A 20393-nucleotide genomic window follows, 5' to 3' on the forward strand; every position below is an offset into this window, starting at 1 on the left:
TCCGCGACCGCCGTGTCTCCGGCCGCCCGGCCTGCCGCCGTGGAGGCGGTGTCCGCCGCGGCCCCCCGCGTACCGCGCCCGCGCGTGCCGCCGTCGCCGTCGTGCCCGCCCGTGCCTGCCGCCGTCTGCGTCATCGGCTCTCTCCCGCCCTCAGCTCGGTGTTCTCCTTGCGGCGCCCGCTCCACCACGCCTGCGCCAGCACCACCGCCAGCGTCAGCAGCACCACGCCCACCGCGGGAACCACCAGCGACAGCGCGTCGGCGTGCAGGCGTACGGTGCCGAGTTCGTCGAAGCCGGCGCGGGCGGACAGCGCCAGCCGCGTCAGATCGAGGCCGGGCGCCAGTAGCCGGATCGTGCCGTATCCGACGAGCACGCCGCCGCACGCGGCGAGCAGGGCCTGCGGCAGCGCCTCCAGGACGAGCAGTCGCCGGCCCTGGCGCCGGGTGAGCCCCATCGTGCGGAGCCGGGCCAGCAGCGCCGTGCGCTCCGGCGTGGCCTGGAGCAGCGAGAGGAGCACGGCCAGCGCCGCGTACCCGGCGCCCGCTGCCACCGCCGCCGCGTACAACCGCTCCGTACCGTCCTGGAGCGGCGAGTCGGCCAGCGCCGCGTACTCCTCGGCCCGCGCCTTGACGCGGACCGAGCCCTCGCCCCGCGCGGACGCCTTCCCGGCGTCGCCGCCCTGCTGCGGCGTGAGGCCGGCCGCGCGGGCCGCGGCGTCCGCGCCCCGGTCGGCGCCCGTCGCGCCGGTGCCCACCGCCGCGCGCACCGCGGCCATGTCGATGCCCGAACCGTGCGAGCCGGACCCGGCCATGAGCATGGCGGTCGGGTACGGGCGGGCCAGCCGGTCCGCGTCGATCAGCAGGTACTCGCTGGTCTGCGTCGCCGGGGTGCCCTCGTGCACGGCGGCCACCTTGACCGTGATGTCGCCGCCGAGCGGGCGCAGCTTCTGCGGCCCGGTCCCCAGCCGCTTGGCGACTCCGGGCGAGGCGATGGCCGGCACCACGGCACCCCGGTCCCCGCGCAGCGCCTTCTCCGGCACCTGGTCCGTGCCCACGTGGCGGGCCAGCCTGTTGTACGCGGCCGGGTCGATGGCCACCAGGGCGACCTGGTCACCGTCGTCGTTGAGCCACAGGTCGTACTCGATGTGCGCGGGCACCACCTGGCGCACGCCCGACACCTCGCGCAGCGCGGCGGCCAGGTTCTTCGGCAGACCCTTGCTGTCGTCCACGCGCGCGTCGGCCCCGACCGCCAGGATCGAGGCGCGCTCGCGGGCGTCGTCGACGCCGGCGAGCACCGAGCCGCCGAACGACGCGGTGGACAGCGCGATGATCAGCGCGAGGAGCGGCAGCGCCCCGGTCGCCTGCGCGCGGCCGGCCCTGGCCAGCGCCAGGAAGCCGAGCACGCCACGGCGCCGGGTCGCCGGGCGGGCGGCGAGCCGCAGCGGCAGCGGGTACAGCCGCACGAGCAGCAGCGCGGCGATCGCCCCGACGAGCACGGGCGCCGCGCTGACCAGCGCGTCCACCTCGCCGCCCGCCGTGCCGCGCTGGCGCAGTGCCGCCACCGCGCCCACCGCCAGGACCAGCGCGGTGAGTTCGGCGACCACGCGGCGGCGCGACGGCTTGGCCCGCACCACGTCGGTGCGCTCCATGCTGGTCAGCGTCCGGCGGTGGGCCGCGACCGCCCGCGCGGGCAGCGCGCAGCAGGCCAGTGCGGCCACCGCGGCGGCGGCCAGCAGCGCCGGCGCCAGCCGCGCCTCCCGTACGAGCACGAGCGCCAGGGTGAACCCGAGAGCCGCCGCGGGCAGTGCGACCACCGAGGTCTCGGCCAGCAGCCGGCGGCCGACGCCGACGAGCGAGCCGCCACGGGAGCGCAGCAGGGTCAGTTCGGCGCGGCGCCTGGCGGCGGCCAGGCCGCCGGCCATCAGCAACACGATCGCGGCGACGGTGCCCACGCCGAACGCGGCGACGGCCACCACCGGTGCCACCGCCTTCCGCATGTCGCCGAACTCGCCGACGATGGTGTCCACTTCGGTGCTGATCGCGGCGGTGGGCCCGAGCGCTTCGCGCATCGCGACCAGCGTCGGCCCGTTCTCGAGCGCGGCGACCTGCTCGCGCAGGCGCGTCACGTCGCGCCCGGTGAGATGGCTCGGGTCGTTGGCCAGCCGCCAGAAGGTCTGCGGGGTGCCGGTCGCGGAGAGCAGGGAAGGCCCGGCGTCGGGGGACAGGAGCAGCGCCCCCACCCAGAAGCGCTTGGGCGTGTCGCCCGCCACCTTCTCCGTCGCGAGGCCGGGGGAGCGCAGCAGCGGCTCGATGGACCAGTACGTCTTCTGCGGGGCGCGCGGGTCGACGACGCCCACGATCCGCGCGGAGAGCGCGGTGGTGCCCACCGCGTCGAGGTGGACGCGCGAACCGATCCGCAGGCCCAGCGCCTTCGCGGTCTCCCGGGTGACCGCCGCCTCGACCTCCAGCCGGTCGGCCTGCCCGGCGCCCTCCGCGCCGCCGTCGTCGTCGGTGGCGGGGCCCGTGCCGCGCGGCAGCCGGCCCTCGCGCACGCGGCTGTGCTCGGCCAGGCCCGACTGGGCCGTCAGCGTCAGCTTGGGCGGCAGGCCGTCCGGGCGCGGCAGCCACGCGTCGCTGGCCACCAGCGCCTCGGGGGTGCGCACCCCGTACGCGGACTGCGCGGGGTCGAACCGCACCAGGTCGGGCAGGCGTTCGCGCACCTCGCGGTACTGCTCGCCGAGCGGTCCCGGGGCCAGCGCGGCGGCCCGCTCGCGCTGCGGACGCTGGGCGCCCGGCGGACCCGAGGTGACCTGGTAGGCGCTGCGGTCCGGCGAGGCCGCGCTGATCTGGTCGCGGATGGCGTGCGACTCGTACGCGTCGACCCCGCGCGGGAACGCGGCGGCCAGGAACGAGGTCAGCAGCACCAGAACGCCCAGCGCGAGGGCGGCGCCGGGCGCGGCGCGCAGCCGCAGCCTGACCCAGTTGGTCACGACCGGGGCGCGGCGGCCGGTGGTCGAACCGTCGCGGCCCGTTGACCGGTCGGGCCGGTCCGGCGCCGCCGCCTCGGCGGCGGTCGGCCCGCCTTCCGTGGGCCGCTCGGGCCCCTCGTGGTCTGCCGTGGACGCGGGCATGGCCTACTCACCTCCCCGGTGGCGGAGTGTGGCGACCGGGTCGCCGCGTCGTAGCGCCACCGCCGCGACGATCAGTACGGGCACGGCGGCGACCGCCGCGAGCACCCCGCCGACCTGCCACAACGGCAGTTCGACCAGGACCTCGGGCACCGGCTGCGCCGCCTCGCCGGTCAACACGATGAGCGGCACCACCGCCCGGGTCAGCACCGCGCCGAGGGCGAGCCCCACGGCCAGCGCCAGGCTGATGAGCAGCGCCTGTTCCGCCGCGACCATGCGGGCGAGCTGGCGCCGTGGGGCGCCGAGGGCGCGCAGGACGCCGAACTCGGCGCCGCGTTCGCGCAGCGAGCCGGCCATGCTGACGGCGAAGCCGACCGCGGCGAGCGCCGCCGCGACCAGGGCCGCGGCGGCGAGCCCGGCCTGCGGGCCCGCGCCGAACGGGTCGTCGTGCAACTCGTCCGCGATCTCCGAGCGGGCGATGACCTGCGCCGGGTCGGTGTCGGGCCGCTGCCGCAGCGCGGCCACCACCTGCTCGCCCTTGCCCGGCGCCGGCCGCAGCCACCACTCGCTGGGCGGCAGGGCGGCCGAGTCGCGGGCGGCGAGCGCCTGGTTGACGGACCGGAAGTCGACGAGCAGCGCGCCACCGTCCGACGTGGAACCGCCGGTGGCCGCCGCGTCGGCCACCCCCTGGTCGCCGCCCGCCGCCGTGGCCACACCGCTGGTGCGCTCGGCCGCGGCTCCCGTGGTGGGCAGCGCGCGCACGGCGGCGACGACGCGCACCGGCAACGTCTCGCCGGCGACGGGCACGCTGACCGTCGAACCCACCTTGGCGCCGCTGGAGTCCAGGAAGCGGTCGGTGGCCACGGCCGTCAGCGGGCCGGGCTGCCGAGGCCAGGGAGCGGCGAAGGTGAAGGTGCTGGTGGGGCGCGAGGGGACGAGGTCGTCGCCGACGTGGTGGCCCGTGTCGTAGCCGGCGGTCAGCGGCCGGTCCGCCGTGTGCCGGGGGCGATCGGCCCGTGGTCTGGCCCGGACGTTGCCGGGCTCCTCCTCCGCGAACGTGGCCGTGGCCCGCCAGTCGAAGCCGTCCGGCACCGGCACCGCCTCGGCCGCGCCGTCAGCGCCGACCGCCCGCAGGTCGCTCACCTCGAAGGCGTGCCGCTCCGCGCGGGCCGACTGGAGCAGGTCCAACCTGATCGACGTCAGCCGCAGCGGTCCGGCGGGCTTGCCGCCCGGCGCGCCCGCGGTCCGCGCGATCCCGGCGACCAGGGTGCGGGCCTTGTTGTCGACGGGCAGTTGGCCGATCCGCAGCGGGTACGGGACGCCGAAGCGGTCCTCGACGGTCACGGTGACGGCGGCCGAAGCCTTGCTGGGTGAGGTGCCGCCGGGTGCGCCGGGCGCGCCGAGCCGGGCCGTCAGGCGCAGTTCGTCGGGCGTGCCGGGCAGCGTGATCCCGGGGCGCTCGTCGGCCTCGGGCGACGCGATCGTGTCCAACACGGCCTGCGCGTCGCGGTCGGCCAGGTCGTCGCGCATCAGCAGCGAACCCCTGGCGTGCCGCGCGTCGAGCGCGAGCAGCGAGGCGCCGCGCCCGCCGGAGAGCCCGAACCGCACGCGGGCGGCGGGCGCCGCGGCGGCCACCCCCGGCACCGACGCGTACGCGCCGCCCTGCCCGAGCTGGGGGATGCGGCTGGACAGGACGCGCACGTCGGTGCCCGCCGCGAAGTCCGCCTGGTCGTCCTGCGAACGCTCCCAGGAGGCGCCCTGGCCGACCGCGAACATGCCCATGGCCACGGCCAGTACGAGCAGCAGTACCGGCCCCGCGCCGCGCAGCGGGCGGCGGGCGAGTTGCCAACCGGCGAGCGCGGTGGGCAGGCCGCGCCCGCGCGCCGCGCGCCGCTCGGCGATCCTGGCGACCGGCGGCAGCAGCCGCAGCGTGAGCACCGTGCCGGCGAGCAGCGCCAGCGCGGGGGCCGCGACCAGCACCGGGTCCACGCCGAGCGCGCCGCCGTCACCGCTGAGCACGCCGCCGCCGTCGCCGGACTGCTGGTCGAGCTGCCAGTACGCGACGCCCGCGATGACCAGCAGGCCCACGTCCGCGCCGGCGCGCAGCGGCGCGGGCAGGGCGTTGGCCCGCGCGCGCACCACGAACGGGCCGCCGCGCGCCCGGGCCCCGAGCAGCGCGGGCGCCACCACGGCCGCGGCGCACCCCAGCGCCACGGCGCCACCGATGACGCAGGTCTGCCAGGTCAGCCCGGTGTCCAGGTCGAGGCCGATGCGCGCCAACGGGCCGTAGGCGGCGATGAGTTCCATCAGCGGCCCGGCGAGCAGTGGTGCCGCCACCGCCGCGGGCCCGGCCAGCAGCAGCGCCTCGACGGCCGCGAGCCGCGCGATCCGGGGCCCGGAGGCGCCACGGGCCAGCAGCAACTCCGTCTCGCCGGCCCGCTCCGTGCTGAGCAGCCGGGCCACGAGCAGCAGCGCGTACCCGGCGAGCAACACCAGTTGCAGCGTCACGATCAGCAGCGTCGAACGGGCCCCGAGCAGCGAACGGTCGGCCTGGTCGAGCACGGTCGGCAACCCCGTGCTCACCTCCGGGCTGCCAAGCGCCGGGTCCTTCGCGAGCGCGGCCCGCCCCCGCTCGGCTGCCGACCGCAGCCCGTCCACGTCGTCCGCGCTCACCCCGGAGAAGTCCGCCGCCGCCAGCCAGGACATCCCGGCCTGGGCGACGCGCCCGTCCCGGAAGGCCGCGTCGTCGGTCAGCAGCGGCCCGTACGTGGTGAACGCCAGCGTCCGCACGCCGCTGCCGCCCAGGTCGTCCAACTGCCAGTACGGGTCGGTGCGGTCCTTGGGCCGGTACAGGCCGGTGACCCGGATCTGCACGGGCGGCCCCGACAGCCGGTCGGTGAGGGTCAGATGAGCGCCGACGCGCAGGCCGAGGCGGGCCGCCGCGGTCTCCGGGAGCGCGACGGGCAGCGCCGCGGCGGCCTTGTCGCCCTCGCCGTCCTTGTCGTGCGCACCGCTCTTGCCGCTCCTGCCGGGCCCCTGGGCTGCGCCGCTCGGCCAGGCGCCGGTGGTCAGTGTGACGCGGGTGCGGTCCATCGCGGCGAACAGCGTCAGGTCCGGCTCGCCCTGCCGGGCCGCGGCGGACTGGAGTTCGCGGGGCAGCGCGTACGGGCCCGAGTGGGCCATCGAACGCAGCGTCACCGGCAGGCCGTCGAAGGTCCGCTCGGCCCCGCGCCGCACAGCTTGCTCGGCCGCCGCGCGCTCCGACTCCGGCAGGTCCGTGGCCACCCGCAGCGCGGCCGGCGCGGCGCTGCGCTCGCGCAGCGCGTGCCGCAACCCCGCGTCACCGATGGCCGCGCTGAACGCCCCGAGCGTGGCCAGCACCGCGGTGGTCAGCAGCACCGTCAACAGCGCCGCCGACAACAGCAATCGGTGCGCGCGGACACGCAGGAACACAAAGCCCGCCACTGAACCCCCCGCGCTGCTCCCCGCCCAACGGACCCGTCGCCAGCCGGCGACGGCGCGCGGTCACGGAGGTGACGGCGGTGTGTCGACTCGGCAGCGTGCCTGGATGTTGTCAGAGAAAGGTGCGGTCTGAAAGCGGTTGCGGTCTGGACTTGATCCGATTGTGACCGACATGCGATACGCAGTGTCCGCTATGCGATACGCAGGGTATGCGGCGTCATCGCCGACGTCGTCCGGAATCGCCGGTTCCTGGGGCATCGACGCCCGGCCGCCGGCCGCCGTCGGGCCCGCCGCCGGCTCGGGGCGCCGGGGGGCTCGGCGTAGCGGCTCGACCGCTCGTGCCGGCGGCCCGGCCCGGCGTACTGGCCGCTCAGCCGGGGGTGTTGACCATCGAAGCGGCGGCGTACGTCAGGTACTTCCACAACTGCTGCTCGTGCTCGGGCGCGAGGTCCAGCTCGTCGACGGCGTCCCGCATGTGCCGCAGCCAGGCGTCGTGCGCGGCCTGGTCCACCGTGAACGGCGCGTGCCGCATCCGCAGCCGGGGGTGGCCGCGCTGGTCGCTGTACGTACGGGGGCCGCCCCAGTACTGCATCAGGAAGAGCACCAGGCGTTCCTCGGCCGGGCCGAGGTCCTCCTCCGGGTACATGGGCCGCAGCAACGGGTCCTCCGCGACGCCCTGGTAGAAGCGGTGCACCAGGCGCCGGAAGGTCTCCTCGCCGCCGACCTGCTCGTAGAAGGTCTGCTCCTGCAGCGTGCCGCGCGGAATCTCATTCACCCCTCCATGGTCGCAGATGCCGCGACGGAGGCCGGAAGTCGTAGGACCACCCCGGGCCCCCGCGCGACCCGCCACCGCGCGACCCGCCACGAGGCGGCCGGCGCGCCACGGGGCGGCGGGGGTTGGCGACGCGAACGGGCCCGCCCCGGGGGGCGGGCCCGTCAGCGACCGGATGTCGCCGGGGCGGGGCTGGTCAGCCCCTGCGGAGGGTGATCGTCGTCCACGCGCCGACGTGCACCCGGTCGCCCTCCTGGAGCGGGACCGGCACGTACGGCTGGATCGGCTCGTCACCGCCGTTGATCGTCGTGCCGTTGGTCGAGTCCTGGTCCACGACCGCCCAGCCGCCGTGCGACTGCGGCACGAGCACCGCGTGCTGGTGCGAGACGCCCGGGTCCTCCGGCGGGCGCGACAGGTCGATGTCGGGCGCCTCGCCCGTGCTGTGCCTGCGGCGACCGATGGTGATCTGGTTACCGGAGAGCGGCAACTGCTGCTCGGGCGAGTACGCGGGCAGGTTGAGCCCGGCGGCCTCGGGGCCGCTGCGCGTCATCATCGCCATGAAGTACTCGCGGTCCGGCGCGACGACGGCGACCCAGTTGTCCGACCCGGCCTGCCCGCCACCGGGAGGACCCTGCTGGTACGCGCCGTCGGGCCGGTAGCCACCGTCCTGCTGCTGCCCGTGCTGCGGCTGGCCCTGCTGCTGCGGCGGCTGGCCGTGCTGCTGCTGGCCGTGCTGCGGCTGCCCCTGGTGGGGCGGCGCGGACGGCGGCTGCCCGGGCTGGCCGGGGAACGCCGGCTGCCCGTGCTGCGGCGGGGCCGCGCCCGGGAACCCGTCGTCACCCGGGAAGGGCGACCGGCCACCGGGGCCCTGGCCGGGCGCGTCCGGGAACGGACGGGGCGCGGGGGGCGCCGGAGCGCCGTGCGGCGGCGCGGCGGCCGACGCCTCCGGGGTGCTCGGCGGCGGGAGCATCCAGTCGTCGTCGCCCCCGAAGCCCTGACCGCTCGGCGGGCCCCCGGGCCGCTGCTCGCCCTGGCCGCCACCCTGCGGGCCACCGGCGTGCGGCGGCAGCGGGGACGGGTGCGACGGCTCCGGCGGCCGGTTCTGCTGCTGGTGACCGCCCCGGTAGTCCTGGCCCGGCTGCGGCGGACCCTGCGGGCCGGGCGGCTGGGAGGCGTCGGACCCGTGCGGGTGCGCGGGCTGGCCGTGTGGCGGGCCCTGCGGCGGCTGTCCCTGCGCCGGGGGCGGCGGGAAGCCGCCCTGGCCGGGCGCCGGGGCCGGGCTGTAGGGCGTGTACGAGGTGGCCGACTGGGTGATGAAGTTGTAGCGGCACTCCTCGCAGAACGGCGCCTGCGCCTCGCGCGGCGTACGGCACTGCGGGCACAGCTCCGACGGGAAGCCGGACTCGGGCTGCCCACCGGGGTAGCCGTACCCACCGGGAGCACCGTGACCACCCGGCCCACCGTGACCACCCGGCGCGCCAGGGCCTCCGGGGCCACCAGGGCCGCCGGGCGGGCCGAACGGGCCACCGGGGCCGCCAGGTCCACCGGGGCCGTCGAACCCACCAGGACCGTCGAACCCACCGGGTCCGCCGGGCCGACCGGGGCCGTCGAAGCCGCGCGGGCCACCGGGGCCGCCCTGGCCGCCCTGACCGTCGTAGCCACCGGGGCCACCGGGGCCACCGGGACCGCCAGGCCCGCCGGGGCCGGGGCCGAAGCCGCCGGGTCCGGGTGGGCCGGCCGGGCCGCCGGGGCCAAAGCCACCGGGGCCGCCCTGGTGGTCGAAGCCGCCGGGACCCGGGCCGTGGCCGGGGCCGGGGCCGGGAGGTCCGGGCGGGCCAGCGGGGCCGCCGGAACCGGGGGGACCGCCCTGGCCGTCGAAGCCACGGCCCTGCCCCGGGCCGCCAGGACCGTCGTACCCGCCCGGCGCGCCGGGCCCTGGCGGGCCCTGGTGGCCGGGCGGCGGTGGCGGGTTGGGCGGGCCCATCATCCCGGGCGGCGGCGGAGGCGGGGGAACGGCGCCGGCGGGTGCGGCCGACATGCGGTGCCCGCACACCTCGCAGTAGTCCTCGGCCGACGACTGATGGCCGTTTGGGCAAGTCGGCATGTCGGTGATTCCCCCTCGTGTGCCGTTTCTTGGCGTTGGTGCTGTTTGCTGCTGTTCGCTACAGGTGTTGCTGGTGCTGCTGTGTACTACGGGTACTGCTGGTGTCGCTGGTGGAACTGGTGGTCGGACGGGGCCGTGGCGGCCCGTCGTGACCCGCTGTGTGGCGGGCGGCCCGCCCGGTCGCCCGGCCGCGTACCCGCGTTATTTCTTTACGCGAACGGTCTTGGTGGAGCGGGTTTCGAGGGTCATCTCATCCGCGTCCGCGACCTTCGCTTTCAGTCGCACAGTACCTGTCACCGCGTCCACGACGTCCACCACCTTCGAAAGCAGTTTCGCCGTTTCGGCGTTCCCCGAGGCGGCGGCGAGCTGCACCGCGCGGCCCAGTTTCGCGGTCGCTCCGTCCCAGTCGCCCGACTTGCGCGCATCGAGCCCCTGCTGGATCACCTGGGCCAGCTCCGCCTGCCCCGTGTAGTGCGCGACCTGCGGATTCATGGAGGTCGACGCCGCCAGATCGGCCGTCCACACGGCGCGTACGAGCCCTTGCGCCAGCGGTCGTGGCGGGGCGCCGTCCGGGCTCGGCAGCACCAGCGCCACCCGCGCGGCCAGCATCTCCCGACCCACGTCGGCCGCCGGCACCCGCACCGCCACGTGGTAGTCGCGCGACTCGTCGCCCCAGGAGCCGGTGGGGTAGTCGCCGAAGCGCGGCCCGGCGTCGGCGCGGCGGTGGGTGAGGTCCTCGACGGTGGGGGCGACCTGTTTCACGAATGTGACGTCCGTGCCCTGGGGAGTCCAGATACGCAGCGCGACATCCGCGACTTCCTTCCCCATAGCGGACTCCATCATGCGCTGGAAGTCCTCGGCCAGTTCGGACGGGTTCGCCACGATATCGGCGGTGCCCAGGAGGGCCGAGGCGATTGCTGTGACCTCTTTCACCTCCCAGTCGGTGCCGACGCCGCGCGCGTCACAGGTGAAGCGCCCCGCGCAGGCGTCCAGGCTCGCGCGCAACGCCTCGGGGCTCTCGTGCTCGTTGCGGCCGTCGGTGAGCAGGATGCCGTGCCGTATCGCCGCGTCCTGGGTACGCAGCAACCGGTCCGCGAGCCGCAGCCACTCGCCGATCGCGGTTCCGCCGCCCGCGCGCAGCGCGCGCAGGGCGTCCTTGGCCGCCGCGCGGGTGGCCGCGTCGGCGCGGGCGAGCCTGCCGCCGCCGGGGTAGACCTCGGCCGCCTTGTGGGTGCCGGCGATCACGGTGAAGGCCACGCCGTCGCGCAGCGTGTCGATCGCCGCGGCCGTCGCCTCCCGCGCGTGCCGCAACTTGGTGGGCGGGTAGTCCATCGAGCCGGAGCAGTCGACCATGACGGCCACGGCGGCGCTCGGCCCCCGCTGCCGCGCCGCGGCGTCGTGCGGGCCGACGGAGACGAGCGGCAGACGGCCGGTGGTGCCGCCGCCGGTGGCGGTGACGGTGACGATCGCGCTGACGTCGCGTCCGCCCTCGGGGAGGAACTCGTTCTGGTACACCTCGACCGAGAACCGTGGCACGTTCGACTTGGAGAAGTTGGCCATCTGTTCCGCTCCTTGACGTCCCTCAACGCTCCGCGTGGACTCATCGGCACATGGGCGGACGGGGGACGCGCTCGCCGACGGCTCCCTGACGGCCTGCCCGTACCCCGGTGATCCCCCGTGGCGCCACGGGAGCCCCCTCGCCCCCGTGGCCTCGTGCTCTTCGGCGGCGGCCCGCTCGACCCGGCCGCCGCCCCTCCTCGCACCCCGCCGCCGCCCCGTGGAGCGTCGGCGGGCCCCGCTCTCCTCCCGCCGTCGGCGCCCCCCGGCGCCGCCCCGTCGTCAGGCCGATCCTGCCCCTTCCGGCGGGAGCGGGAACGGCACCACCGCCACCGTTACGTTGTCGTGGCCCCCGCCCTCCAGCGCGTGACCGACCAACTTCCGTGCGCTGTCCATCGGTCGGACCCGGGCGTCCGGTGGCACGGCCGCCGCCATCTCGGGCGCGGACTCGGCGTAGTTCCACAGCCCGTCCGTGCAGACCACCACCACGCCCGGTCGGTCGGGCTTGAACGCGGCGGTGTGCGGCTCGATCTCGTACGCGTCCGCCCCCAGCCAGCCCGTGATGGCGTGCGCCCGCTCGTCCGCGTACGCCTCCTGCTCCGACAACAGGCCGGCCGCGACCATCTGCGCGGCCCACGAGTCGTCCTCGGTGAGCCGGGCGGCGGGCGTGGCGCGGTCGTCCGGAACCCAGTACGCGCGGCTGTCGCCGATCCAGCCGACGGTCAGGATGCCCGAAGCGACGACGGCGCTGACGATCGTGCAGGCCGGCGCGTTCTCGTGGCGGTGCGGGTCGCGGTGGGCCGGGCGGGCCTCCTGGGCCAGCGCGTTGACCGCCTCGGCCGCGGCGATGATCGCCTCGTGCATGGCCTGTTGCGGATGCGTACCCCGTGGCAGCGCGGTCAGCAGCCGCTCGCCGGCCACCCGGGCCGCGGCGGCCGACGCGTCGTCAGGGCGGGTGGCGGAGGAGACGCCGTCGCAGACGACGGCGACCACGGCGGGCGAACCGTCCGGCAGCTCCGCCTCCGAGAGGGCGAAGGCGTCCTCGTTGCGGTGGTGTCGCAGCCCGCGGTCGCTGGCCGCGGCGACGAACGCCAACTCCTCTTCCATGTGATCCCGTTCCCGAGGCTGAGCGTGCCCGCAGTTCTCGCAGTATCCGTCGTCATCGATGGCGCCGGCCCGGCACTCGGCGCACCGGCGCGGCTCCGGCCGCGGCGCCCCGACCCCCGGCGCGCCCCCCGCGCCCGCCGCGGTGGCCCCCACGGGCGCCGTCGCCCCACCGCCGGGCTGTGCTGGCTGTGCTGGCTGTGTCGGTGGCGCCGGCTGCGCCGGTCCGGCCGGCGTGGCGTCGGGGGCCGGGGGCTGGCCGGCCGGCTCCCGGTCGGGGCGCGGCTCGTGGTCGTCGGCCGGGTCGGCGCCGGAGCAGATCACCAGGGTGGGCTCGTCGATGTCGGCCAGCGGGTCGAGGGCGGCCGACTCCCGTGGGTCGGGCGGCGCCACCCCCGCGTCCGCCGTGCCCCAGGCCGCCGCGGCGGCGCTCCCGTACGCCGGGGCGGCGGCTTGCGGCGCCACCGCCTGGCCCGGGGCGGGTTCGGCGCCCGCGATGGGCCGCACCGTCGGGGTCAGCGCGGGGAAAGCGGGCCCGACCGCCCCGTCTCCGCCCGCCACCCCGGCGCCCGCATCCGCCGGGCCAGCCTGCGCCGCCGGCCACGGCGCGGCCCCGCCCGACTGCTGCGGGATCGGCGCCCCGGCCATGGGGGCGCCCGCCGAGTCACGGCGCGCCGCGCCGGACTCCGCCGCGCCCGGCTGCGGTCCGACGTCCGGCTGCGGCGCGGAACCCGGCTCCGGTACGAAGTCGGGCTGTGGTGCGAAACCGGGTGGTGGCGCGGACCCGGGCCGCGGCGCGAAGTCGGACTGGGCCGCGCCGCCCGCCGCGCGGGGTGCCGGCGGTACGGCGGTGTCGGCGTACGGGAAGCGGGCGGCGGCCCGCGCGTCCCACGCTCCGGGCACGGCGCCCGGCGCGCCCGCGACGGGCGCCGCCGGGCCGACGTGTGGCGCGTAGCCAGGGGCGAAGCCGAGCGCGGGCTCGGCGGCGGGACCGGCGGCGGCGCCCGCGTCCGCGCCGCGCGCGCGGGCGTCGGCGGGGCCGTGGCCCCGGCCGTCGCCCGCGCCGGCCGGCGCGGGGTGAGCCCCGCGCGCGCCAGGCGCCGCCGCTCTCGCGGCGTTGACACTGGTGCCACACGCGCCGCAGAAGTTGTCCTCCGCGTCAAGCGGCTCCGCACAGCTCGGGCAGGTTGACAGCCGAGGCTTCTGCGACATCGATCACACCCACGTCCTGGGGCGGAGCCGGTTGGCCCGCTCCACCCATTCGATCCTTTCCTCGCCCCGCTGCGCGAGCCGGGCGAGTACCCGATACGAGCGTTCCAGACCGAAGCGCAGCCCGCGCTCGTCCAGGCGGCTGCCGAGCAACACGGGTCGGGCTCCCGTCGCCGCTTCGGGTCCGGCGGCCTGGGGGATTCCGCTGCCGCTGGAGAGTACCCAGTCCAACGCGCTGCCGAGCACCTCGGTGTGCAGTCGCTCGCGCCTTACCGGGTCAAGTCCGAACTCCGCAAGGCGTTCCACCTGATCGGCCGCGGCCGTCAGTTCGGCGAGTCGCTCGGCGGGCGCGGCCCCGCCCGCCGCCCGCGCGCCCGGCCGCAGCCGCGCCCGTACGGCCGCCACGCGGGCCGCCGTGTAGTGGATGGACGCCTCGGGCACGGACTCCAGGGCCGCCACGGCGCCGGCCCGGTCGCCCGTCGTGAACCGCACCCGGGTCAGCCCGAACGCGGCACTCACGAAGCTCGGGTCGGTCGCCCACACGAGGTGGTAGTAGGCGGCGGCGTTGTCGAGCTGGCCGAGCGCCTCGGCGCACACGCCGAGCGCCAGCTTGGGCACGGTCTCGCCGGGGAAGGCGTCGTAGACCGCGTCGAAGGAGACCGCGGCCGTCACCCGGTCGCCGCTGGCCAGCGCGTGCAACCCGCGATACCAGACGACGCGCCAGTCGTCCGGGCGCACCGCCTCCAGCGCGTCGATGAGCTGCCCGGCCGCCCGGTCGTCGCCGAGCGCCAACTCGGCCCGCACGCGACGCAGCCGCAGCTCCGTCGAGTCCGCGGGGGCGGCGGCCAGGGCGGCGCTCAGCTCGGCCGGTGCCGCGGCGAGCAGTCCGGCCAGGAAGCCCGCGTTGGGGTCGTCCGGATCGACGCGCGGCACCGGCAGCGCCAGCGCGGCGGCCCGTACGTCCAACGGCCGGACGGCCCCGGCGCCGGACGCGGCCACAGCGGCGACCGCGTTCGGCTCGCCGCCGACCGGCGCCTCGCCCGACCCGCCCGCGCCGTCCGCGCCGGTCGCCACGCCGCTCGCGGGTCCTGCCACCGCGCCCGCCGCACCCGGCTCGGCCGTCCCCGAAAGCGGTACCCGTCCCCGCAGGTGCGTGGGTTGACTCGGCACGCCGGGCAGGCTGGGCAGGCCGCCCGGCGCCGGCGCGCTGCCGCCCGGCGGCGCGCCCGCGACGGCGGCCGGCCCACCCGCGACGGCGGGGCCAGCGACGGCGGAACCAGCGGTGGTCGGGCCCGGTGGCGCGAGGGGCGTGCGCGAGGCCGCCGCGGCCAGCCGCGCGCGCCGCCCGCGCCCGGTGCCGAGCCGCGCGCCGAGCCCGTCGGGTTCCGTGCCGTCGGGGAACACCTGGGTGTCCACGACCCGCGTCTCCGCCCCGAACAGCGTGGACAGCGCCGGCCGGGGCCGGCCCGACTGGAGGGCGACGACCTCCCGCAGCACGCCCGTGAGCTGGTCGGCCATCTCCTGGGCGGAGGCGAACCGGCGCTCCGGGTCCGGGTCGGTGGCCCGCGTCAGGAGCCGGTAGAAGGACTCGTAGCGGCGGAAGACCTCGATGTGCCCGGGGTCGGGGAAGCTGTCCGCGAAGACCGTGGTGTAGCCCTGGAAGTCGAAGGTGAGCACGGCCAGCGTGCGGGCCACCGTGTACAGGTCGGAGGCGACCGACGGGCCGCGCTCGGCGACCTCGGGCGCCTGGTAGCCGACGGTGCCGTAGATGGCGCTGTCCTCGTCGCCCATCCGCCGCACCGCGCCCATGTCGATCAGCTTGAGCTGGTCCCCCTGCTGGATCGCGTTGTCGATCTTGAAGTCGCAGTACAGGAGGTTGCGGCTGTGCAGGTGCCCGAGCGCCTCCAGCGCCTCGATGCCGTACGCGCACGCCCGCTCCACCGGCAGCGGATCGCGCCGCCCGTCGGGCCCGCGCCGCTCGTTGGCCAGTTGCTTGAGCGACTTGCCGCCCACGTACTCCATGACGATGTAGCCGTCGAGGCTGCCGGTGCGCTGGTCGAGGTGTTCGACGAAGTTGTAGATCCGCACGATGTTGGCGTGCTCGATCTCGGCGAGGAACCGCCGCTCGGCCAGCGCCACCGCGAGCGCGTCCTCGTCGCCGGTGTCCAGGAGGCCCTTGAGCACCACCCAGCGGTCGGCCACCGCCCGGTCCACGGCCAGGTAGATCCAGCCCAGTCCGCCGTGCGCGAGGCAGCCCACCACCTCGTACTGCCCGTGCACCACGTCGCCGCGGCGCAACTTGGGCACGAAGGAGTACGGGTGGCCGCACTTGGTGCAGAAGCCCTCGGTACGGCCCCGCCGCGCGCCGCGCGCCCGCCCCACCGGGGCGCCGCACTCCGAGCGGCTGCAGAACCGCTTCCGCTCGGGCACCTCGGGGTGGGCCAGCACGGCCGTGTGCGGGTCGGGGCGCGGCACCTGTGGCACGCTCACCAGGCCCGCGCCCAGCCGGCTGCGGCCCGACGAGGACGCCTGCCCGGAGGACGTCACCACCGAGACCGAGCGGCCCGACGCGTGCCCCGCCGTCCGGGACAGCCGGCCCGAGACCGAGCGGCGCGAGCCCGTGGACCCTCCCGAGGCCGAGCGCGCGGAGTGCGTGGGCACCGAGGAGCCCGTCGCGGAGCCGGCGCTGCCCGAGCGGCCCGAACCGGCCGCCCGCCCCTCGGCGGCCACGCCCGTCGGCGGCGCGGTCAACAGCCCGCTGGGGGAGACCACCGGGGCCAGACCGCACGTGTCGCAGTACAGCTCCCCGCCGCCCATGTCCTCGTAGGCGCCCCCGCAGTCCGGGCGCTGGCAGTCGTCGGCGCTCACCCGCGCCCCCCAGGACCCGCCCGCCCCGGCCCACCGACCTCCGACTCCGGGGCGAGCCCGGCCGGCGGATGGGGCGGCAGCGTCTCGGCCACCGCCCGCTGGTAGCGCAGCACGGCCTGCTCCGCGGCGCGCAGGTCACACGGCGCGCTCCACAGCAGCCGCCTGGCCGCGTCGTACCGCTCGACCAACAGCGGGTCCTCGGCCAGGCCGTGCCGGACGACCTTCGCCCGGTACGCGTCGAGCCGGCCGCGCAGCTCCGCGCGGACCGCCAGCGGCGCGGTCACGGCCGTCAACGACTCGCGGGCCCGCAGCAGTTCGTCGTCGGCCCGCTGCTCCAGGCTCTCCAGGAGCGGCGAGAGCCGGTGCCACTGGGAGCGCCTGCGGTACTCGGCGGCCAGCGCCAACTGCTCGTGCAGCGCCGTGGACGGCCCGCTGACGGCGGGCACGTCGGACGCGGCGATCTTCGCCAGCACCTCACCGCGCGCCTGCCGGGCCTCGGTCAGCGTGCGGTCCGCGCGCGAGAGCAGGTCGCGCAGCAGCATCAGCCGCCGCTCCGCGTCCTGCCGCACGGTGAGCACCGCCTCGATCTCGCGCCGCACGTCCTCCAGGGCGCGCGCCGCCCGGTCGTAGCGCTCGGTGTCGGGCCGGCCGCCGCCGGGCGCCGAACTCGGCGAGGCGCCGGACCAGAAGGCCAGCGGGTCGCGGATGACCTCCGCGCGCAGCGCGGTCAGCTCGGCGGTGATCTCCTCCAGGTCGTCCCCCGACGGGTGCTCGCCCGGCCGCACGCCCACCGAGTGCGCCAGCGAACGGGTGCGCTGTAACTCGGCGGCCAGCATGTCGATCCGGGCGGGCAGCGCCGACCAGACGGCGTCCGCGGTGACCACCACGTCAAGCGCCTGCGCGTACCCGCTGTTCATGCGCTCGACCAGGGCCTCCAGGGTGAACCGCTCGCTGAGCCGGGGCGAGGGCGCCAGCGCGTCGCCGGGCACGGTGACGTGCTCGCCGCGCAGCAGGTCGGTCAGCTCCGCGAGCTCGGCCTGACCCGGCCAGCGGCGCCGGGCGCGCACCTCGCGGGCTTTGGCGCAGGCCGCGGCGTACGCGTCGTAGTACGTCCACAGCTGGGAGATCGTCTGCTCGGCGGCGGCCCAGCGCACCTTGGTGGTGCCGGCGAGGTCGGCGCCCTCCAGGAGCCTGCGTCCGGCGTGGTCCTGCAACGCCAACAGCGACGTCTCGATCGCCTCGTGCTCGGCGCCGAGGCGCGCGAGCGCGCGGTCCACCTCCTCCCGGTCCATGACCGGGAGCTGGGGCATCCCCGACGAGCTGGGAGCGGGTCCCGAGGCCGCCATCGATCACCTCTCCTGTGCGTGCGGTCAGTCCTTGTAGGCGGGCTTGGGTGGCGCCTTGATCCCCGGCAGGTCGTCCTGGAGCCATGTGCGGTACGCCCGCATCCAGGGGCTGTCCGCCCCGCCCCTGCGGTAATCCTCCAGCACCTTGTTCACCCGGCGCACCAGGTCGGTGTCGTCGCTGTGCATCGCCACACCGTACGGCTCCCGCGTGACCGGCTCGCCGACCAGCTTCACCGACGGGTCCTGCGCCGCCTGGCCGGCGGCGAGCGCGCTGTCCGTGAACACCGCGTCCACCTCGCCGAGTTGGAGCCGCACCAGGCAGTCGAGCTGGTTGGGCACGGTGACCTTGGTCGCGCCGAGCGACCGCACGCCCCGCCGCCCGTCGTCGAGCCGCTGCTCGCCCGTCGAACCCTTGGCCGTACACACCCGCTTGCCGCGCAACGTCGGCCCGTAGGAGGTGATGGGCGAGTCGCGGGGCACCAGGAGCTGCTGCCCGGCCTGGAAGTACGCGGTGGAGAACGCGACCTTGTCCTCGCCCGTGATGCGGTCACAGTTGATCGTCATGGTCCGTACGACGATGTCCACCTTGCGCTCGTGCAGCGCCGGGACGCGCTGGTTGGTGGGGATGGTACGGAAGATCACCGCGTCGCGGTCACCGAATATCTCCTCCGCGATGGCCCGCACCAGTTCGATGTCGAAGCCGGTGAGGTCGCCGGTGGCGGGGTCGCGGTACCCCCAGCGGTAGCTGTTCTGGTCCACGCCCGCGATCAGCTTGCCGGACGCGCGGGCCTTGATCCGGCGCACCGCGGGCCCGGAGTCGGGGGAGGGACGCAGGCTGGCCTCCGGTCGCTCGCAGCTCTCGTGCGTGGCGCCCTCCGCGTCCCGCGCCGGGGCCGCGGCCCGCCGCTCGGGGGCCGGCCGGCTCCGCTCACCCGGGCCGTCGAGGGCGGCCGGCGCCAGCAGCGCGGCCACCGCCGCCAGGGCGCAGCCCACCGCCGACAGCGCCACCGCGCGCCGCCGCTCCGGCGGGCGCCGGCCCGCCGCGCCCTTCCCGCGTGTCACCGTCCTCATCCTCGCGCCCCCCTTCACCGGTACTCCGAGAGCCTGCGTCCCACGCCGAGCACCGTGCTCACGGCGCCGACCAGCGCCAGCACCCCGGCGCCGACGGGCAGCTCGGCCACCAGGCCGCGCCCGTCGTCCGCGGCCCGCTCGAACTCCCGCTGCTCGTGCGCTATCGCCCGGGTCAGCGCGGCGTCCACCTGCTCGAAGGACTCGCCGGTGCTGCCGCGCGCGCCGGTGACCATCCCCAACGCCGCGTCGTACGCGCCCTCCTCGTTGGCCTGCCTGGCCCCCTCGTGTCGGTGCTGCCACTCGCGTGCCGCGCGGATCGCCTCGCCGACCGGCCCGCGCCCCGACGCGTCGTCGGCCAGCCGCTGGGCCCGGCCCAGCAGCCCGCCGGCCTCGGCGTCGGGGGCGTCCGCGGCCGGCGCCGTGCCGAGCAGCGCCCGCATCCGCTCGTCGTAGCCGACCTCGTAGGCGTCCTGGCCCTTCTCCGGGGGCGACTCGCGGACCACCGCGCCCCGCGCCACCAGCACCAGGTTCTCGTTGCCCCGCGCCTGGAGCACGGCTATGCGCGCCTCGCTCAGCACTCGCAGCGACCGCGCGCCGTGCCGGTCGGACTCGCCGAGCCCGGAGCGGACCACCGCGTGTCCCACCGCCAGCCACACCAACGCCGCCGCGGTCGCGGCCGTCGCCGCCAACAGGCCCAGGTTGAACACCCGGTTGGTCCGCCGGTACGTGCGGTGCTGCGCCCAGGCCAGGGCGGCCAGCGCCAGCACGCCCGCGCCGAACGCCACCCAGGGCCAGGCCCGCGCGTCCGCGTAGTCGGCCGTGAGCTGGTCGCTCTGCGTGCGGTACAACTCGTCGGCCGCCGGCAGGAGTTCGGTGCTCATGAGCGCGTTCGCGTGCCGCAGGTAGGCCCCGCCGAGCGGCAGGCCCTGCCGGTTGTTGGCGCGCGCGGACTCCACCAGGCCGGTGTAGCGGGGCAGGTCGCGCACGAGGCGGTCGATCTGGGCGCGGGCCGCGCCCGAACCCCCGCTCGACGCGGCGGCCTTGACCAGCAGCTTGGAGGCGTGCGCGAGGTCCCGGTCGAAGTCCTCGCGCAGGGCGGGCGGCTCCGGCCCCTCGACGAGGAAGGCGCTGGCGGCGGTGGCGTCGGCGGCGGCCAGCGAGCGGTAGATCTCGGCCGCGTCGGAACTCAGTGGCTGGCTGCGCCCGGTGACGGCGCGGGCCGCGTCCGTACGCGCGTCGACCTGCCAGGCGGCGAGCGCGCCGAACAGCAGCACGAGGGCGGCCAGCACGGCCCCGATCGCCCGCAGCCGGCCCGGCTCGGTCACCGCCGCCGCGCGCAGGGTGTCCAGGCCCTCGCGCCAGGCCGGGCGGCGGGCGGCGGGCTCGGCGGGCGGCGCCGGCGTGGTCGGCGTCGGCCGGGCGGGGGAGGCGGTCGGCCGCTCGGGCGCGGTCGTTGGCGCGATACCGCCGGTCGGCGGGTGTGACACGAGACCTCCCCCTGGTTCGCTGGCGGCGGGCCCGAGCCCGGTGGACCGGGACGGTCGGCACCTGTCGGAAGCAGTATGGCGGCAAGCACTGACTACCACACCGGACATGGGCGAATCGTGCGCCGGGGGCCCGGACTGGCCGCCGCGGCCCGGCCGTTCCCCCCGCGCTCCCGCCACCCAACACGCCCGTCGGGGCCGTTCGGTTCCCGCGCGGGCCCGGCCGCCGGGTCGGCGCCGGCGCCTTCGGGGGAGGGGCTGGTCGCGGCGCCGGCACCGCGGCATGGCA

General features: G+C 77.0%; 10 protein-coding genes. All 10 read right to left on the minus strand.

Annotation, left to right across the window (positions count from 1 at the left end; genetic code table 11):
* Positions 1-130 precede the first annotated feature (130 nt).
* Positions 131-3130 carry an FtsX-like permease family protein gene (locus tag AC3CHW_RS24360; RefSeq protein WP_488467907.1) on the minus strand — a complete coding sequence of 1000 codons (3000 nt, stop codon included), beginning with the start codon at positions 3128-3130 and terminating at the stop codon, positions 131-133.
* 3 nt (positions 3131-3133) lie between these two features.
* Positions 3134-6592: an FtsX-like permease family protein gene (locus AC3CHW_RS24365; RefSeq protein WP_488467908.1), complete on the minus strand. Its 3459-nt coding sequence runs from the start codon at positions 6590-6592 to the stop codon at positions 3134-3136.
* Positions 6593-6959: 367 nt separating this feature from the next.
* Complete coding sequence (locus tag AC3CHW_RS24370) at positions 6960-7364, minus strand: globin (protein WP_176161644.1); 405 nt, start codon at positions 7362-7364, stop codon at positions 6960-6962.
* Between the two features lie 193 nt (positions 7365-7557).
* Complete coding sequence (locus tag AC3CHW_RS24375) at positions 7558-9465, minus strand: FHA domain-containing protein (protein WP_488467909.1); 1908 nt, start codon at positions 9463-9465, stop codon at positions 7558-7560.
* Positions 9466-9666: 201 nt separating this feature from the next.
* Positions 9667-11025, minus strand: a complete 1359-nt coding sequence (locus AC3CHW_RS24380; RefSeq protein ID WP_398607281.1) for a vWA domain-containing protein — start codon at positions 11023-11025, stop codon at positions 9667-9669.
* A gap of 279 nt (positions 11026-11304) precedes the next feature.
* A complete protein-coding gene (locus AC3CHW_RS24385; RefSeq protein WP_488471154.1) occupies positions 11305-12774 on the minus strand; it encodes a PP2C family protein-serine/threonine phosphatase in 1470 nt (489 codons plus the stop codon).
* Between the two features lie 567 nt (positions 12775-13341).
* Positions 13342-16152 (minus strand): serine/threonine-protein kinase, encoded by a 2811-nt coding sequence (locus AC3CHW_RS24390; protein WP_488471155.1) that lies wholly within the window; start codon positions 16150-16152, stop codon positions 13342-13344.
* A gap of 47 nt (positions 16153-16199) precedes the next feature.
* A complete protein-coding gene (locus tag AC3CHW_RS24395; RefSeq protein WP_398607280.1) occupies positions 16200-17549 on the minus strand; it encodes a coiled-coil domain-containing protein in 1350 nt (449 codons plus the stop codon).
* A 24-nt stretch (positions 17550-17573) separates the two neighbouring features.
* Complete coding sequence (locus AC3CHW_RS24400) at positions 17574-18620, minus strand: glutamate ABC transporter substrate-binding protein (RefSeq protein WP_488467910.1); 1047 nt, start codon at positions 18618-18620, stop codon at positions 17574-17576.
* A 14-nt stretch (positions 18621-18634) separates the two neighbouring features.
* Entirely contained in the window at positions 18635-20107 is a 1473-nt protein-coding gene (locus AC3CHW_RS24405) for a hypothetical protein (RefSeq protein WP_488467911.1), read from the minus strand.
* Between the last annotated feature and the right edge of the window lie 286 nt (positions 20108-20393).

This window comes from Streptomyces sp. MGP-BFMKR1, assembly GCF_057766585.1.

Bases quoted from the DNA above. Each gene is read 5' to 3' on its own strand.
- AC3CHW_RS24360 (WP_488467907.1), bottom strand. From the start codon at position 3,130: ATGCCCGCGTCCACGGCAGACCACGAGGGGCCCGAGCGGCCCACGGAA.
- AC3CHW_RS24375 (WP_488467909.1), bottom strand. From the start codon at position 9,465: ATGCCGACTTGCCCAAACGGCCATCAGTCGTCGGCCGAGGACTACTGC.
- AC3CHW_RS24380 (WP_398607281.1), bottom strand. From the start codon at position 11,025: ATGGCCAACTTCTCCAAGTCGAACGTGCCACGGTTCTCGGTCGAGGTG.
- AC3CHW_RS24385 (WP_488471154.1), bottom strand. From the start codon at position 12,774: ATGGCCGGGGCGCCGATCCCGCAGCAGTCGGGCGGGGCCGCGCCGTGG.
- AC3CHW_RS24390 (WP_488471155.1), bottom strand. From the start codon at position 16,152: ATGGGCGGCGGGGAGCTGTACTGCGACACGTGCGGTCTGGCCCCGGTG.
- AC3CHW_RS24395 (WP_398607280.1), bottom strand. From the start codon at position 17,549: ATGGCGGCCTCGGGACCCGCTCCCAGCTCGTCGGGGATGCCCCAGCTC.
- AC3CHW_RS24400 (WP_488467910.1), bottom strand. From the start codon at position 18,620: ATGAGGACGGTGACACGCGGGAAGGGCGCGGCGGGCCGGCGCCCGCCG.